Consider the following 17,825-nt stretch of genomic DNA (forward strand, 5'->3'; position numbering starts at 1 on the left):
CCGCTCCCCTTTACAGTGGAGCGGCGCCCGAGGTTAGAAGGTTTTATCGGTTTTCAAAAAAGGATTTTCCGGGCAGGACAAGATCGATAACCTGCTCTTTCATCTTCTTCAGATCGTAATCGTTACGTTCTTTGTAAAAATTGAACGTAGAATCAACTGCCGGCGTATTTGCGAACTTGGTACCCAGATAGTATTCTTTGTTTTTATAACGCTCTAACCATATCTGCCACTGTTCATCCGACAATAAGCCCTGCTGGTAAGCGGCTTCTACATTTTTGTACACACGATCCCAATAATCGGGATACTGATTGTAAACAAAGGGCGTTGTGTTTGATCTGGCATTTATACCCCATGCCTGGCCCGGAATATCATACAGCGGATAGGTAATAAATTTGGCCGGGCTTTTAGATTTGGCGATCTTTTTAGCTTCAGGATCGCCGTGTTCGGCAGCCCATTTAATTAATTCAATCAACTTTTCCTGCACTTCCCAGATACCATGCCACTGCGTATAGTCCGCGCCCATCATCAAAGCGCCCATGCGGAAGCGACGGCCTTCGTGATGCCAGCCGTAATACATTAAATATTCGGGTTCTTCATCCCAGCCATTTAACACCGGATCGGAATAAAATTTTCCATCCACTTCCAGACGGCTGATTTTACCTTCTTTGGTTAACTTTTTAGTCCAGTACACAAATTGACGACGGATTTCATTGTACTGTAAATTAACCAGATCTGCGGTTAACAGGTACACTTTGTAAAAATCCGGCGAATGGCAACTGGCGCAGATCGCTTCCATACGTTCGCGTTTTTTCTGCCAGTTCCCCAGGTTTTCTTCATCCCATACCGTGCGGTAGCTCCAGGACATTTGCGATTCCCATGCCAGGCGTTCGCTTACATTATGCGTCATGGGTTGAGTTTCGTTGCCGTCCATGTGGCAGGTTGTACAAACCGGGGTTTCCAGTGGAATACGTTCGTTATTTTTACTGGAATAGTTCAAATCCATATGAGCTGACTTGGCTTTAAAAATATTGCCGTGTTTGGATTCCAGATAGATTTCGATTTGCGGGTGATCGGGACCCATGTGACATTCGCCGCAGGTTTCGGGTTGACGGGCAACCGCCTTGCTGTAAGAATGCTTGGCATGACAAACGTCGCACTCGCCAACGCTGCCATCGGGCCACAAATTGCCGATGTTATGGCATTGCTCGCACCCATGCCTGGTAGAAATCGGATTTTCAAAAACAGATCGATCGGCATTCTTAAGAATCCAGAACTGATGGGCGTGCTTACTGTTGGCAAACTCTTCCACCTGTTGTTCATGGCATTTGGCGCAGTCTTTAGGTGTGGGATGTCTGCCCACTAAAATGCTGCTGCCCGTACAGGTAAAGGCGTCAAAATCATCTTTTTGCGCTTCGTGGCATTCATAGCAGCCCGTTCCGGAGACCGCGTGCATACTCTCCTTCCAGGCGTCAATCTGATTTACAGCAATTCCTTTTTCTTCGTGACAGGTAATACATTTCGCCGACATTTCATCAATCTCTATTACAGGCTCAAAAGTACGGCTTTTTTTCATCTCCACGCCGGCAACAATTAACAGAGCAATAATTAATAAAACACTGAAAATTCCTATCAGCCATTGTTGGGCTTTAACAGTATCCATACATCCTCCTAATTTTATTTAAATAACAATTGTTTCCCAGATGGTTAAAATTAAAGTAATAACCAGCGTCAATACGCCGGCCGTACGGCTAAAAATGGTTCGCTTGGTTTTATCTTTAGAAATAAGCGGTTCGATAAACGGCCAGAACGTAAAGACTAAAACGAAAGCCGCCGTGGCGTAAATGCCCACATGCAATGGCACCATTTTCAAAAATCTGTAAGTAGGGAAAAAGTACCATTCCGGTTTAATATGTTGCGGCGTAATGGCCGGATTGGCCGGTTCTCCGATTCCCGGCGGTAAAATAACCGTTAATGTGCTCATTAACGTTAAAAGAAAGAGCGTGGCAATGATGATTTTGTAAAAATGATGCGGATAAAATGGATAATATTTTTCTTCAAACCCCTCGGGAATGGAAACACCGTGCAAGCGTAAGATCACAATGTGCAGAAAAATAAAAAAGAAAATAATTCCTGGCAGGATCATTACATGCAAGGTGTAAAAACGAGTTAGGGTATTGGCATTTACCACATCGCCACCGCGCAGAAAAAAGAGCATCATATCGCCGATCAGCGGGACTTCTTTAATCATATTAGTACCCACGGTGGTTGCCCAGTAAGAGAGCTGGTTGTAAGTTAAAGAATATCCGGTAAACGAAATGGTCATGGTTAAAAAGAACAATAGTACGCCTATGATCCAGTTCAATTCCCTTGGTTTGCGATAGGCCTGCGTAAAAAATACGCGCGTCATGTGCAACAGTAATGAAATAATCATTAAATTTGCTCCCCATCTGTGCATGCCGCGCACCCAATACCCAAAACGCACATCTTCGGTAATATGCCGGATGCTTTCATAGGCCATCTCTGGCGAAGGCATAAAATAGAAGGTTAAAAACAGGCCTGTTAGCACCTGGAACCCAAATAAAATCAACGGAGTGGCGCCCATGACAAACAGCCACTTCTTCATGTGCGTGGGAATGGGTTCTTTAATAAATATTTTTTCGTTAAACTCGACAAACTTATCGTAGTCGATCGGGAAGCGTTCTAAAAACCATTCTTTGAATTTCATACCCACGGACTCCTCACTTTATCTTCCACATAAACATAAATTTTTTGGTCTTCAACAACGACCTTAAATTCATCCAGAGGTCGCGGCGGAGGGCCCCCGATAACATTCCCTAATTTGTCGAATATACCATTATGACAGGGGCAAAAAAAGCGGTTTTTATCCTGCTCCCATTTAATGATACAGCCCAGATGGGTACAAATACCAGACATGACTTTGAACTGGCCGTCATGCGGCACCACATAAACCGGAGTTTTCCCCAGACTGATTTGTTTGGGACGCCCATCCTTGAACTCCCGCTCATGAGCCACCAGGTATTTGTGGTAGGTTTTTTCCTTCTTTTCCGGGAAAATGTAAAGAATCAGGTTTCGGAAAAACAGAGCGATGCTTGCGCCTAAAGCCGCGAAGACGCCGCTCTTAAAGAAAAATTCTCGCCGATTGATTTTTTTATCCTCTTCGGCCATTACATTTCCTCCTTCTTTATTGGTTCTTCTTTTCTTAATTGGTAGCGAGGCGTAAGGTTGGCAGTTAGATTCATGAAATTCATTTTTAATGCCTCTCCGTAAAAATAGCATTCTTTTACACATTCGCCACAGTTAAAACAGGAAGGATAGATTTTATTGGATTTCGGATTGATATGGATTGGACAGCGCATGACACAGGGCGACTCCGTTTCGTTCATACTGCACACGCAATCCATTTCCGAATAGCTGACTATTAATCCTTTTTTGTAATGAAAACGTTGCAGCAGGGCGCCAACCGGACACAGTTCCCGGCACCAGATGCGATTGAAAACGACCACATCAAGCGCCAGCAATACGACAATAATTAACGACTCCGTGCCCACCATTTTCAAAAAGATTAAATCGCTGAAAAAAACGCCTATTTGTCCGGGCATGGAAACAAAATACAGAATGGGGAATCCGGCCAGCGCCGCCAGAATGAGCCAGCCGACCAAAATGCCCCAATAGCGTCGGGAATGCACAGGATAAACTCTGCCCTTTCCGGGGAAGATTTTTCGCAACCACTCGGCCAGTAAATTGTAGGGGCAAATGAAACTGCAAAAAATCTTACCCGCAAAAAAGGCGATACCCACCGGAATGATGAGCCCCAATAGTAGCGTACGGTTAAGGCTCAATGTTAATAAAAAGTCCTGCAAAGCAAACAACGGATCGACAAATTCAATCTTCCAGATGCGCAGGCTGTAATAATTACCGGTGACGAATGTGATTTTCAAAACATTTAAGATCGGAATCATCACCAAAAAAGCCAATGACAAAACTTGAATCACCCGCCGTTTACGAAAAAGAAAGGACAGCACCTTCTGTTTTCCGTTCACTTTGACGCATTCCTTTTTATTACAACGATAGACGGTTCTTCATTGGGGCAGACGTTTTCGCAAATTCCGCATCCCACGCACTTCTCCTCCACCACCACCGGATAAATCTCATCTTTTAAAATAATGGCTTCCGTGTAAATGGGGCATCGTTCGTAACAGGCCCGACAGATAATGCCCATGTAAGGTAAACAGGTCTCCTGGTCAATTTTTGCAATGCCCATTTGCACCTGCTCTTTTTTCAGAATGGGTTGCAGGGCATCGGTCGGGCATTCGGGCGGACATATCATACACAGATAACAGGGAATATCGCGGGGAATGATAACCGGCGTCCCTGAGTTTTTCCCAAGGCCCTTTTTAATCACTTTGATACTCTTATAGGGGCACACCTCCACACAGCGTCGGCATCGAATGCAGTGTTTTAAAAAAAGCTCTTCATCCAGCGCCCCGGGCGGTCTTAGCGGTTCCCGATAATTCGCAATTTTTTCCAGAATTTCCTTAAGCATCTTTCTGATCTATTTCAATTTCAGACACTTCATCTTCAAAATTAACGTAAGCCGGATATATCCCTAAAATAGCCGGATCGTTATTTTGAACTTCCTCTAAATAGGCTTTTAAATTGGTTTGGGGCGTGGTTTCTATCACTGCAACAATATAATGCCCTTCATGGATGCCATAGGTGGTTATCTCAGGCAGTTGCTCCAGGCGCTGATAGACCTTTTGCACTTCTTCTTTTTTGGTTAAAATAGCTACTCCTGCAATTGCCAAAACCGCTTCCTTTCATGTTTTAGGTTTAATCTCAATGGCCGGTTGTTCTGCCGGACATTGGTACTCGCAGATGCCGCAACCGGTACAAATTTCTTCGTTTACCACCGGCCGCCCGGAGGCATTAACCGAAATCGCTTCATTGGCCAGCGGGCAGGCGTTAACGCAAGCGCGGCAGAACAGGCCGCTGTAAGCCAGGCAAAGATTTTTATTGATCCGGGCCACGCCATTTAACTTTTGGGCAAACGCTCTTTGCAACGCCCCCGGTTGACAGGCAGAGATGCAGGGATAGTCCGAACACATAAAACAGGGTTGTTCAGATGGCACAATGATCGGCTTTCCGAAAAAGTCGTTTTCTGGGTCACGACACACACGCAACGCTTCATGGGGACAAACCGATACACATTCGTAACATTCTGTACAGGTCTGTAAAAACTGTTTTTCTGAAGCCACGCCAGGCGGTAGAAGGACAAATGATCCTTTCGTATTCGCAGCCTGTGAAATTTCGCGAAATATTGCGGCGAAATTCTTCAAAAATGATTTTCTGCTTATTCTCTCCGTCCTGGCCATTTAAAAACTCCATTTTCGTTTAAAAAAGGGAACTGTCTCTAAGGTCGCCATGCAACCGCCATTTTGAGACAGTCCCTTAACCTTTTAAGGAATTAAGCTTTTTTAATCCGAGCAGCGCATACTTTGTATTCCGGTTCTTTTGATCCTGGATCAAAGGCGTCTATGGTTAACACATTAGCCATCCACTCTTCCCAGTGCCAGGGGATAAAGAGCGTGCCTTTTTCCGGGCGGTTAATCACGCGCGCTTCTATTTTCAACTTTCCGCGGCGTGTTTCAACGATTACCTGATCCTTGTTGGCAATGCCCAGCGCCTTTGCGTCTTCCGGATTGATTTCCACGTATGCTTTTGGCACCGCACGATTCAGTTCAGGAACCGTTCCGGTCATGGTGTTTGTGTGCCAGTGTTCCAGAACCCGTCCGGTAGTTAGCGCAAAGGGATATTGGTCATCGGTCGGCTCTTCAGGGCCTTTGTCAGGGCGCGCCCAGATAACCGCCTTACCTTCCGGTTTGCCGTAAAAGTAGATCCAGCGTCCTTTTTTCTTTTCTGCAGGCAATTCATCGAAAATGGGATCGCCTTTGACGTAACGTTTGTACGTGCCCGGATGATCTTCCGAAGGAACAGGCCAGCGTAAACCGCGCACTTCTTTTAAGCGACGATAGGTAGCGCCGCTTAAATCCATATCACGTCCTTTGGTCAGAGTTAGATATTCGTTCCAGATGTCCTCGGCTGTTTGGTATTTTTCGAATTCTTTCTTAAAGCCCATGCGTATGCCCAGATCACGCAAAATAAAGGCGTCCCATCTGGCCTCGCCCATGGGTTCAATCACTTTGGGCATGTACTGCGATCTTCTTTCGGTACAGCCGTAAACGCCTTCTTTTTCCGCCCAGAAAGCCGCCGGCAACACCACATCGGCATATTGGGTTGTGGCCGTGGGAAAGAAGGACTCAGCCACCACCACAAACTGCTCTTTTAACCCTTTCCAGTATTTACTGGCATTGGGCAGCGATTGGGCCGGATTGGTACACATGATGTAAATACCTTTAATTTTGCCCTCGTTCAAGGCGGTGAACATGGCAATGGTGTGCTTACCCGGTTTTGGTTGAATATTCTTAACCGGAACGCCCCACACTTTGGCCACTTCTTCGCGATGTTTCGCATTGGCTACTTTGCGATGGCCAGGTAACAAATGGCACAAACCGCCGCCTTCGCGCACGCCGCCACAGGCGTTGGGCTGGCCGGTTAAAGAAAACGTATCGCTACCTGGCTTACCAATCTTTCCGGTGAGCAGATGTAGGTTAGTAATCAAATTATTGGCCCATACGCCGCGCGTACGCTGGTTAATTCCCATGGTCCACATGCTCATGGCCGTTTTAGCCTGCCCGAACAGGCGAGCCGCTTTTACAATGTCTTCCGCTGGCACACCGCTTATTTTAGAGGCATATTCTGGCGTATATTTTTCCAGGAATTGTTTGTACTGCTCAAAGGTCATGTTCTTTTTGTCATTACCTTTAATGACTACATTATCTTTAATGAATTGTTCGTCTGCATAACCTTCTTTGATGATAATTCTGGCCATGGCATGCAAAATGGCGAGATCCCAGCCCGGCTTGGGGAAAAGATGAAGGTCTGCCACCTGATCGGTAGGCGTTGTTCTGGGATCGATAATCACGATTTTTACATTGGGATTTTTCGCTTTGTGACGCACAATCCGCTCAAAAAGTATGGGATGGGCCTCTGCCGTATTGGAGCCGATCAGCAAAAACAACTCTGCTTTCTCAATATCATCATAGGTGCCGGAAGGTTCATCCAGGCCCAACGATGTTAAATATCCTCCGACGGCGCTGGCCATACACAGGCGCGGGTTACCTTCCATATTATTGGTTCCTATGCAGCCTTTAAATAGCTTATTGGCCATGTAGGTCTCTTCGGTTTCTGCCTGACCGGAACCGTAAAAGGCCAGGGCATCCGGGCCGTGTTGCTTGCGTATTTCATTGAATTTTTTGGCCACATAATCCAGCGCTTCGTCCCAGCTAACTTTTTCGAATTTGCCGTTCTTTTTGATCATGGGATGGGTAAGACGGGTTTTGGAGTAAATAACTTTATGCAGATAAAACCCTTTTATGCAAAGGTGCCCTTTGTTAATGGTGTTGAATTTGTCGCCTCTAACGGCCACCACTTTACCATTTTTTACGCCCACCATAACGCCGCATCCAACGCCACAAAAACGACACACCGATTTATGCCATTGCATGCCGCTATCCGCAAATAGCGGTTTAATACCGCCGGGTAAAAGGGCTGTACCAATACTGGCGGCAGCAGCTGCCGCAGCGCTGGTTTTTATAAATTCTCTTCGGGTTACGCCCATTTTTTCCTCCATTGTTGTAATCACTGACTATTGATGAAATTTTAAAGTATGTCCCTGATGGCAGGTAAAGCATTGTAAATTGCCGCCTTTAGAGGCGTCAACCGGACTGCCCGTGTGGCAGCTTAAGCAGCCCTCCGTATCCGGTTTGGCTTTAAACTCCACCTGGCCATCGCCATGACACATATAACAACCAAAATTCATCATCCCATGTTTTGAGCTCTTCCATTCGGCAACAATCTCAGGCGTTACTTCCTCATGGCACTCCGTACAGGAAATCGAATAATCCAACTCCGGATGTTTTTGCCCCTGGGCCTTGCCATCGCCCGCCTGGATTTGCCAGGCTGACAGCACAAAGACTCCCAGCGCCAAAGCCAAAAGTATTTTACCTAACTTATTGTTCATCATTCACTCCCCTTTTTGTTAGTGGAAAAGGGGGCTATAAATAGCCCCGTTTTTTAAAATTTGTAAGTAATGGTCGATTTGAGTTCCCAAACAGGATCCGTAAAATCATCGTTGCCGTTGATCAAATAGCCGGCGGCCGTTCCTGGTATAAAATAACCACCGCGAATGGTAAAATCCAGTTCATCGTAAATTTTGTAACTGCAGCGGAAATCTACTTCCTGCCCAAGATCATTGGCCGATTTGTTCTGATCGATAATCCAGTCCCCATTGTCGTCGCCCCTCCATGCATGAACCGGCTGGGTGGAGCGGATATAGCTGTAAGAAACAAAGGTGGTCAGTTTTTTCACGGGTTTATAAGTGGCGTTAACCTGAACAATAGTGGTATTCTCCAGCTCACGATAGGCGCGTACATTGGGCGCGCCCAGTCCCTGAGGCGTAATGCCTTCTTCATCGGGCATAATGGAATCTTCCCAGATTTCGGTAATGTAGAAGAAACCGGACGTGCGCAGTTTGTTAACATTGCCCTTACCGCCGCTTAAATCATCGTCGCCAGAACCCATTCCTACAACACCGCCCAGAGATAATTTGTCGGTGGTGGCGTGGGTCATCTTCAAATAAAGGTTGTAACCGCTCAAATCGCCGTTATTTTTATCCCACATTTGTTTGGCGCCGTAAATGTCGTTTTTGATGTCGTCTTTACCCATTAAATAATCCGCCTCAAAATCCGCGGTAACTTTACCTTTTTTGATGGTTCCGGAAATACCAACAGCGGTCAATTGCGTAATTTGCGGTGAAAAACGTGTTTTGAAAAATTGCAGATGATCGGGCACGTAGGCGTTCATATCCGAAACACTGGCATCATTGTAATACAAACCGTACACATTATAATTAATACATTTAAACTCATTGTTCAAGTTTAATGTAAAAAGATGAGCGTCGCGGCCATCCGTGAAACCGCGTGAATCCTGAGCCAACACCTCTTTATCGCTAATTCCGTCAACGCCTTCCGATACTTTAGCCCAGCTTAAGGTAAGTTTTTTGCCTACCACATTTTTTACATCCAGCTGAACGCCGTCGTAGTTATTGTCAACCATGAGCTTATTACCCAAACCATACCACATGCGCCCGACACGAAAAGTTAGTGGCTTTTGCGGTAAATCGAACTCAATGTAAGCCTGATCAACATGGAAGAGAAAATTGGTATCTTTAAAATCGAACAAGGCACTTCCCCCGGCCGTACCTGTTCTTTGTACACTGCGTAAAGCATTGTCAACGCCCCACCAGCCCTGGGCCATATCAAAACGCGTAATAAGACGTAAATTATCGTTTACGGCAGCCTGTACTTTAAACCGAAGCATTTGTACAACATAGTTATCATTGTACTTGATTTTACCGAGCAAAAAATTATGCTGAGACTGTCCCCAGGCGGTGTAAACGCCATTTACTTTAAAATCCGCTGAAAAAAGCAATCCTACCATTAAGAAGATTGTTAGAATTAAAAGTGTAAAACGTTTCATAACGCCTCCATCTTTTGGTTTAATTACATGATTTTGTGAAAAATTTTACGCTTTTAATAAGACAAATTACGTGCCAAAATTATCAAGCGTCTTCGTTTCATTGTTTTTTTTAAAGTTAATAATGATATTCCGTGTTCTTTGAGTAAAAACATCCGACAGCCTACGGTCATCTGACGGTATACGGTCACTGTGCGGAAAAATATTTGAATTATTTAAAAAATAAACTCAAATTATTTATGGAGGAAAAACACATGAACCTGACACGCAAAATCATTTTAATTATCGGTTTAACTACAACTCTGTTTTTATCTGTTATTTTTAGCGTGTTAACTCTTCGTTATAATAAGCAAATAGAGAACACTCTTTTAAACAACGCCCGGACGCTCTACCGAATGGTCGTCGCCGTTCGAAGCTGGGCGTCCGAATATGAAGGTGTGCTGGTCAAAAAAAAGGAAAATACGCAGATTAATCCCTTTTTAGCCCATCCGATATTATTAACGCAAAACGGAGATACACTTGTTTTAAAAAATCCAGCGTTAATTACCCGCGAATTGAGCGAAATGAGCAAACATTTTCTGGGCGACGCTTCCTTTCACATGTCCAGTAAAAAATACATTAATCCGGCGAATAAACCGGATGATTTTGAATTAAACGCCCTTAACTTTTTAGAAACCCAAAAAGAGCAAAAAGAATTTTTTACGTTTGAAACAAAAAACAACAAACTCTATTTCCGTTACTTTGCTCCCCTTTACACTAAAAAGTCGTGTCTGAGCTGCCATTCAGAGCAGGGCTACCATGAAGGCGACCTGCGCGGAGGGATCAGTATTCTGCTCTCTGCCGATTATTACCAGAAGGCGCGAGCGGATAATTTAAAGTTTATGATCTTTTCATCCTTTATTTCCATCATTATTCTGTCCGTTATTCTCTATTTAGGATTGCGTAAGACGATTATCCGCCCCATCGAAGGGTTAACGGAGGCTGCAGAACGCATAGAAACCCAGGATTACCAGTTCACCCTACAGCCCTTTTCGCACGGAAGTCTGGAAATTCAAAAGCTTTTTAAAACTTTCGAGCGTATGCGCCAGTCCATCTCCTCCTATTTAACGGATTTGCAGCTTTCAGAAAAAAAATATCGCTCGCTCATCGAAAATTCTCTGGAAGCAATCGCCATCGGCAACCAACACGGCGAAATCATCGAAACCAATAAGCGCTTTCATCAATTGTTCAATAACAGTAAGGTCAGTTTTAAAGGATTGCGTATTTCAGACCTGATTGATAAAAAGTCTATTAAGCCGTTGACCGACACCTCTGATTTACCCAGAGACACAAAACATTACGAAGCCAATATCATTTTAGATAAGGATAACCGAATTCCGGTAGAAGTTTTTGAGATCAGCAACATCAAACTAACCCAGGAAAAAACCATCAGCTTTTTTTACCTGAGAGATTTGCGCCTGCGAAAAAAACTGGAAACCTACAGCTTGCAGATGGAAAAAATGCTGGTATTAGGCGAATTGTCGGCCGGGATTGCCCACGAGCTACGCAACCCGCTTTTTGCCATTTCCAATAATCTTGATTATTTACGCGATCGGCTATCAGATCACAAAGATTTTACAGAAATTTATCCTGAACTGCTGGAAAGTCTGAATAAAATTCATAAAATCGTTTCGGCCATTCTGGATTATGCCACTCCCCATCTTCCGGAACTCAAGCGTATCGATCTGATTCAGGTTATCGATCAGTGCCTTATTCTGGTGCGCAAGAAATTTGAAAAAGCGCATATTAAAATAAAACAGGAGTTCGTTGGCGATTGTTTTACAGTGAAAGCCGACCCGCATCAGATCGAACAGGTTTTCGTTAATCTAATCATGAATGCATTTAAAGCGATGGACGAACATGGCGAATTAACCATCCGCGGCGTGTGTAAAAACGGTCGTACCGAGATTGCCATTATAGACAACGGTTGCGGTATTCCGCCCCAGGATATGGACCGCATATTCGATCCGTTCTACACGCAATTTGATTCCGGCACCGGCCTGGGGCTTTCGATTGTTCAAAAAATATTGACGCAACACAAGATCAAATATAAAGTGAATAGTAAAGTTGGAAAAGGAACAAGCTTTATCTTATATTTTAAAAGAGCATAACTTCGGAGAAATCAATGAAATTTCAGATACACATTGTGGATGACGAGCATACGGTAGCGCAATCTTTAAAAAGAATTTTAACCACCTCTGAACGCGAAATAGAGGTTTCAAACTCCGGTTACGAAGCGCTAAAAAAAACGGAAACAAAATCCTTTGACTTATTCATCCTTGATTACCGGCTGGGCGATATGGATGGCATTCAATTACTGGAACATTTGAAAAATACGAGCGCCGACGCCATCTATATTTTTATTACTGCCTTTGGCAATGTGGAAACGGCCGTGCGAGCCATGAAGGCCGGCGCGTTTGATTTCATCCAGAAGGACCAGAATCCGGAGGTTATTCGCTTTACCGTTCAAAGAGCGCTGGATACCATCCGTTTGCGCAAAGAGGTGGAGCTTTTGAAAAACTCTATCTTTCAGGAAAGAGGCCCCAGAAAAATGGTGGCAGAATCGCCGGTAATGAAAGAAATCTTGCAAATAGCCGAAAAGTACGCCCAGACCGATTGCACCATATTGATTACCGGAGAGACCGGAACCGGTAAAAATGTGCTGGCGGAGTTCATCCATTACCAGAGCAACCGCTTTAACAATCCCTTTTTAGCCATCAATTGCTGCACCATTCCGGCTAATTTAATGGAAAGTGAATTGTTTGGTTACGAAAAAGGCGCCTTTACCGGGGCGCACACCAACGGAAAAGTCGGACTGATTGAACGAGCCAATGAAGGCACCTTATTTCTGGATGAAATCGGCGAACTTACGCCCGACCTGCAGGCCAAATTGCTCTACATCATCGAGCGGCAGGAATTTTTGCGCATCGGCTCGGTGGAACCTCAAAAAGTAAATACGCGCATTATCGCGGCCACCAATGTGGACCTGGAAAAAATGATCGAAGAGAAGAATTTTCGTAGCGACCTGTATTATCGCTTAAACGTGGCCTCCATCAAACTGCCGCCCCTGCGAGAACGAAAGGAAGACATTTTACCTCTCAGCAAACTTTTTATTGAAGAATTCAACAAACGCTTTAATAAAAATGTAAAACAAATCGCCGATGACGCGGCAGACTACCTGATCAACGCCCCCTGGAAAGGCAATATCCGGGAACTCAAAAACTTACTGGAACGCGTCATGATTTTAACCGAAGAAGAGACGCTAAGCTTTCGGGAACTACAAAAAGCGTTTACCCCTTTTAGCAACGACCACTCGCCGGAAAAGAACGCGTTTTTTTCCTTGCACTTAAATCCATCGAAAGGAACCAATTTGCTGCAGGAAAGCCAGAAACAGCTGGTCATCCAGGCATTAAAGAAATGCAATTGCAATCGCAGTTCGGCAGCCAGAATGCTGGGCATTCCGCGCACCACACTAAATTTTTATTTAAAGAAATTTGATCTGCAATCTGAGGAGCCGGCGTTAAAAAACAGTTAAACGCGCAAGGCCTGAACAAAGCGCGCTGTTAACACCCACGGACGAGTGATTGCCGTGCCTACCACCACGGCAAAGGCGCCCAAATCCAGGCACTGTTTAGCTTGCTCCGGCTGCCAGATTCGTCCTTCGGCGATCACCGGCGTTTGATCGCCAACCTCTCCGACCAGTTCTTTTAAAAGATTGAAATCCGGTTCTTGCGGATCGAAACGGTGTGCGGTGTAGTCGGTATAACCGGCCAGCGTGGTACCGATCAAATCAAACCCCAGGCGCGCGGCTTCCACGCCTTCGTGCACGGTAGAAACATCGGCCATCAGCAAACAGTTAGAATGCATTCGGCCAAAATGGATCAAATCTTCCAGCCGCTCGCCGCCCGGACGTTCTCTTTGCGTGGCGTCCAACGCAATAACGGGTGCCCCGCTTTTGATGAGCGCTTTCAACTCTCTGATGGTTGGCGTAATAAATACATCGCTGTTTTCATGTTTCTTTTTGTACAGGGCGATGATCGGCACATCGAGCTTTTTTACCAGATGGCGCACATTTCGCGGCAGGTTGGCCCTAATTCCCACCGCGCCGCCCATCAACGCCGCGCGCGCCATGGCCAGAATCAGCGAGGGCCTGGCAAAGGGCTCCGGGGGCTCGGATTGGCAGGAAACGATCAAACCGCCTTTTAATTGATTTAACACCGTCGTTTTTTTCTCTTCCATCGTTACGCCCCCATTACCACCTTTACGCAAACAACAGGATCGTCATTTAGCCATCGGACGATTTGATCATTTTTTAGGTCGATTAAATTACCCGCAATGGAATGGCCATTCACTTCAATCTGCGCCACGCCTTTGTTTTTGCCAGAAGGATTTTCCACTTCTATTCTATAGGTTTTCCCTCTGAATTTTCTTTTGATCTTAAACTCTTTCCAGTCTGCCGGAACACATGGATCGATCAACAATCCCCGATAGGTGGGCCGCACGCCTAAAATGTAATCGACGGCGTCGCGCAACATCCAGACGGCCGATCCGGTTAACCAGGAGTGGCTGGCCTGGCCAAACGTGGGATGATCGGGGCTGGTCACATATTCGGCGTACACATAGGGTTCCACTTCATAACGATCGATATCCACCACGGGGTTCATGGGCAGGGCGCGTTTGTAGATGTTATAGGCCCGCTCGGCGCGCCCCAGCAGGCACTCGGCCAAAACGGCCCAGCTCACGGGATGGTTGAACACGGCCCCGTTCTCTTTTTTACCGGGAACGCAGCGCGTGGCCAGACCTATTTCAGGATCGATTTTGGTGTAGGCCGGATGTAAAATTTTAGGCCCTTTGGGCGTATCCAGATATTTTTGCACGGCGGCCATGCACTTTTGCGCCCTTTCGCCTTCGGCCACGCCGCTGATCACCGCCCAGGTTTGAGTGTTTAAAAAGATTTTACCCTCTTCATTCTGCGCGGAACCGATAACTTCTCCGCGATCATTGGTTCCGCGAATGTACCAGTCGCCATCCCAGGCGTATTTATTGATGCTTTCTTTTACCTTTTGGTACTCCTTCGCATAACGATCTTTTTCAGCGTTCAATTTCAGATAAGCGCACAGTTCAACCGTTTCTTTTAAGATGTAAGCCAGAAACATGGCCACCCACACGCTCTCTCCCTTTCCCTTTCGCCCCAGATAGTCCAGCGTGTCGTTCCAGTCGCCGGGACCAAAGCGGGGTAAATAGCGATCCGTTAACTGGCCCAGCGAAAAGTCAATGGCCCTGAACAGATGTTCGAGTATGGAAGCCTGCCCCTCATCGTAAAAAGGCGTTTTTTGTTTAAGGAAATCGAAATCACCGCTTTCTTTTAAATAGGTCATAATGGCCAGGGGTAGCCACAGGGGCGTATCGGAATGGCCGGTTTTTTCGCCGCTTCCGGAAAGCGGATGGTAAAGATGGAAGACGCTGCCATCGGCAAACTGGTACTGGCTCATTTCGACAATACGCTCTTTTACCCACTGCGGCCGGGGTATTACCGGCCCCATGATGTCCTGACAGGAGTCGCGAAAGCCGCGACCAAAGAGCAGCCCTCCATGGTAGTAAGAGGCATCCCGCGAAAAGCGAAAGGTTACCGAAGTCTGGTACTGATTCCAGACGTTCAGCATGGCGTTCATATCTTCATCGGGCGTTTGCGCCTGCACATGTGAAAGATATTCCTGCCAGTACGCTTTTAAACGTTTAAGCTCGGCGTCAACCATCTCCATGTCGCGATATTTTTGCACGATGGCAACGCCGTCCTGTTCAAAATTGTGGCGCGCTACAACGCCCAGCAAAACGGCAAAGTCCGCCGACTGACCGGGCGCCAGATTCACATTCATCTGTAAAACGCCCACAGCATCGCCAGCCGTTATTTCGGAATTGGCGCAGGCTCCCCGTTCCACAGCCAGCGGGTTGCTCTCCGAACGCCAGCGCCCGATAAAGCTGTTTTTGCTGCCATCCCAGCCGATAACCGGCAAAGATGAAGCCATAAACACATAGCGATCCCACGCCTCATTGGCCTGTTTGACCGTGGCGCCCTGGTAACGCACCCAGTATCTTTTTGAAGCAAACAATATTTGTTTTTGACGATTGAAAAACACTTCGTTAAAATGCTGGTCGTTGGGCTGATTGATTAAGTCCACCAGCGCATGCCCCAAACAGAGCTCCACAAAGGCAAACAGGTTTAATTTTATCGTTCTGTCGTTTTTGTTTTCCAGCCGTACGCGCCAAATTTCCAGGTCGTCGTCCAACGGCACAAAATAGGTGATTTCGTGCCTCAACTTTCGGTATTCCGATTGGATGGTTGTGTAATACACGCCATGTCGGCATTCATAAAAATCAAGCGCCGTTTCAGTGGGTTGCCAGGTGGGCGACCAGTAATGGCCGTCCTCTTCGTCCCGAATGTAAAGGTAGCGTCCGGGGCGATCGACGGGCAAAGCATTGTAGCGCCAGCGCGTTATCCGGCTATCGCGCGGAGAGAGGTAAAAGCTAAAGCCTCCGCCCGTATTGGAAATCAAACCATTGTATCGGCCGTTTGAAATGTAGTTAACCCATGGCAGCGGCGTATCGGGCCGTTTGATGACAAATTCCTTTTTATCTTCCGAAAACGCTCCGTAACGCTTCACGCTTCCGTCCTTTCCTGAGTTATCCTTTTTCCTGCTTGTTTTTGAGTCATTTGCGCAACGCCCCAGTCGAGCGCCTTTTTCACCGCATCAAGCTCCGCTCCGCCCACATAAATACGGGCCAGCGGTTCGGTTTGCGATACTCTGAAAAGCGCCCAGGTTCCGTTCTCCAGATAGAGTTTTAATCCGTCTTTCAGCGCAACCTTTTCAACTGGCATGCCGGCCACGCGTTGCGGCGGTTGCGTCCTTAAGCGTAGTAAGTTAGCCTTTAGCAGTTCCGGTTCCCCGTAAAAATCTTTGCGCAAATAGTGAAACGGGCCAAATCTCTGACGCAAATCGTTCACCAGCGCAGAAATGGGGGCCTGATAATATCCCAACATTTCAAGCGCCAATAACAGCGTCAAAATGCCGTCCCGTTCCGGCAGATGTTTCCCGAATCCAAATCCGCCGCTCTCTTCGGCGCCGATCAGAATTTCTTGTTTTAACATGACTTCACACACATTTTTAAAGCCCACCGGCACTTCAACGCTCGACTTTCCATAGCGGGCCATTAAACGATCGATGGTGTGGTGCATGGATGTGGTGCGCACAATATTGCCATCCCATCCACGGATTTTGAAGAGATACTCTGCTAACAACGGCAACAAATCATGGAGCTGGACAAACTGCCCCTTTTCATCCAGCAATGCGCAACGATCGGCGTCGCCGTCGGTGGCCAGGCCTATTGCAAAAGGTCCCCGGGCGATCAGCCGACTTAGTTCGCTCAGATTGCGGGCCACCGGCTCCGGCGGCGTACGGTTAAAAAGCGGATTTTCTTCGCCATGCAGGATTTGCGCCTGTAAATTGAAGGCCTCAAAAAAATGGGACAAAAATCCCATGCCGCAGCCAAACATGGCGTCGTACGCCATCTTCTTTTTAAAAGAAGCAAGCGACTGCGGATTAAGCAAGGTTTTTATCTGCCGAAAATAATCTCCAACAATGTCAACTTCCTGCAAATTCTTTTTAACGCGCAACGGATCGATTTTCGGCGAACGAGCATCCAGGCGTTTTTCGATCTGCTGCGTAAAATCGTTAAGCACCGGCCCGCCGTATGCAGCCTTAAACTTGATGCCATTGTAAAAATAAGGATTGTGGCTGGCGGTGATCATTACGCCGGCATTGAACTTCAACTGTTTAACGGCAAACGAAAGCGCCGGAGTGGGGGTAAATTTTTTGCTCAATGCCACAGGAATATCGTAACTGGCAACAACTTCCGCAAAATAGCGCGCGAAGCGCTCCGATAGAAAACGCGTATCAAAAGAGACGACCACGCCGTTTAAGCGTTCCGAAGTCTCAATCAAAAAACGACTAAAGGCGTCAGCCACGCGACCCACATTATCAAAGGTAAATTCTCTGGCCAACACCGCTCTCCAGCCATCCGTTCCGAATCGAATCACTTGCGCCAACACTCCT

Annotated in this window: 15 protein-coding genes; 2 read left to right on the forward strand and 13 right to left on the reverse strand. The window is 46.4% G+C overall.

The genetic code is table 11. The features are described 5' to 3' along the window. Positions 1-43: 43 nt before the first annotated feature. The 10 genes from Cabys_RS11910 to Cabys_RS11955 form a co-directional block, all read right to left on the reverse strand. On the reverse strand, positions 44-1,660 hold the full coding sequence (locus Cabys_RS11910; RefSeq protein WP_006930753.1) for a multiheme c-type cytochrome: 1,617 nt from the start codon (positions 1,658-1,660) through the stop codon (positions 44-46). 18 nt (positions 1,661-1,678) lie between these two features. Beyond that, entirely contained in the window at positions 1,679-2,725 is a 1,047-nt protein-coding gene (locus Cabys_RS11915) for a cytochrome b (RefSeq protein ID WP_006930754.1), read from the reverse strand. Beyond that, positions 2,722-3,186: a QcrA and Rieske domain-containing protein gene (locus Cabys_RS11920; protein WP_006930755.1), complete on the reverse strand. Its 465-nt coding sequence runs from the start codon at positions 3,184-3,186 to the stop codon at positions 2,722-2,724. Before Cabys_RS11920 ends, Cabys_RS11915 begins: the two co-directional genes overlap by 4 nt. Next, a complete protein-coding gene (locus tag Cabys_RS11925; protein WP_169833713.1) occupies positions 3,186-4,013 on the reverse strand; it encodes a 4Fe-4S binding protein in 828 nt (275 codons plus the stop codon). The genes Cabys_RS11920 and Cabys_RS11925 overlap by 1 nt, the downstream gene beginning before the upstream one ends. 44 nt (positions 4,014-4,057) lie before the next feature. Then, positions 4,058-4,564 carry a 4Fe-4S dicluster domain-containing protein gene (locus Cabys_RS11930; protein WP_006930757.1) on the reverse strand — a complete coding sequence of 169 codons (507 nt, stop codon included), beginning with the start codon at positions 4,562-4,564 and terminating at the stop codon, positions 4,058-4,060. Further along, the gene (locus Cabys_RS11935; RefSeq protein WP_006930758.1) at positions 4,557-4,826 is read right to left on the reverse strand and encodes a chaperone NapD; all 270 of its coding nucleotides are present in this window, start codon (positions 4,824-4,826) and stop codon (positions 4,557-4,559) included. Before Cabys_RS11935 ends, Cabys_RS11930 begins: the two co-directional genes overlap by 8 nt. Positions 4,827-4,838: 12 nt before the next feature. Further along, entirely contained in the window at positions 4,839-5,276 is a 438-nt protein-coding gene (locus Cabys_RS19825; RefSeq protein WP_169833714.1) for a 4Fe-4S binding protein, read from the reverse strand. Positions 5,277-5,485: 209 nt separating this feature from the next. After that, on the reverse strand, positions 5,486-7,759 hold the full coding sequence (locus Cabys_RS11945) for a molybdopterin oxidoreductase family protein (RefSeq protein WP_006930760.1): 2,274 nt from the start codon (positions 7,757-7,759) through the stop codon (positions 5,486-5,488). A 27-nt stretch (positions 7,760-7,786) separates the two neighbouring features. Further along, positions 7,787-8,164, reverse strand: coding sequence for a cytochrome c3 family protein (locus tag Cabys_RS11950; protein WP_150109319.1), 378 nt, complete (start codon positions 8,162-8,164; stop codon positions 7,787-7,789). A gap of 50 nt (positions 8,165-8,214) precedes the next feature. Further along, entirely contained in the window at positions 8,215-9,678 is a 1,464-nt protein-coding gene (locus tag Cabys_RS11955) for an alginate export family protein (protein WP_006930762.1), read from the reverse strand. 251 nt (positions 9,679-9,929) lie between these two features. Here Cabys_RS11955 and Cabys_RS11960 point away from each other — a divergent pair, with 251 nt between their 5' ends. Together Cabys_RS11960 and Cabys_RS11965 are read left to right on the forward strand one after the other, a co-directional pair. Continuing rightward, positions 9,930-11,825 carry an ATP-binding protein gene (locus tag Cabys_RS11960; protein ID WP_006930763.1) on the forward strand — a complete coding sequence of 632 codons (1,896 nt, stop codon included), beginning with the start codon at positions 9,930-9,932 and terminating at the stop codon, positions 11,823-11,825. A gap of 14 nt (positions 11,826-11,839) precedes the next feature. After that, on the forward strand, positions 11,840-13,249 hold the full coding sequence (locus tag Cabys_RS11965; protein WP_006930765.1) for a sigma-54-dependent transcriptional regulator: 1,410 nt from the start codon (positions 11,840-11,842) through the stop codon (positions 13,247-13,249). Here the strand turns inward: Cabys_RS11965 and Cabys_RS11970 are convergent. From Cabys_RS11970 to Cabys_RS11980, 3 genes are read right to left on the reverse strand one after another with little or no spacing between them, the layout of a single operon-like run. Beyond that, positions 13,246-13,953, reverse strand: coding sequence for an N-acetylmannosamine-6-phosphate 2-epimerase (locus Cabys_RS11970; protein ID WP_006930767.1), 708 nt, complete (start codon positions 13,951-13,953; stop codon positions 13,246-13,248). The two genes, Cabys_RS11965 and Cabys_RS11970, sit on opposite strands and share 4 nt — an antisense overlap. Before the next feature lie 2 nt (positions 13,954-13,955). Continuing rightward, positions 13,956-16,376 carry a glycoside hydrolase family 94 protein gene (locus Cabys_RS11975; protein WP_006930769.1) on the reverse strand — a complete coding sequence of 807 codons (2,421 nt, stop codon included), beginning with the start codon at positions 16,374-16,376 and terminating at the stop codon, positions 13,956-13,958. Then, positions 16,373-17,809, reverse strand: coding sequence for a phosphohexomutase domain-containing protein (locus Cabys_RS11980; protein ID WP_006930771.1), 1,437 nt, complete (start codon positions 17,807-17,809; stop codon positions 16,373-16,375). Before Cabys_RS11980 ends, Cabys_RS11975 begins: the two co-directional genes overlap by 4 nt. Between the last annotated feature and the right edge of the window lie 16 nt (positions 17,810-17,825).

The organism is Caldithrix abyssi DSM 13497 (assembly GCF_001886815.1).
GTDB classification, from domain to species: Bacteria; Calditrichota; Calditrichia; order Calditrichales; family Calditrichaceae; genus Caldithrix; species Caldithrix abyssi.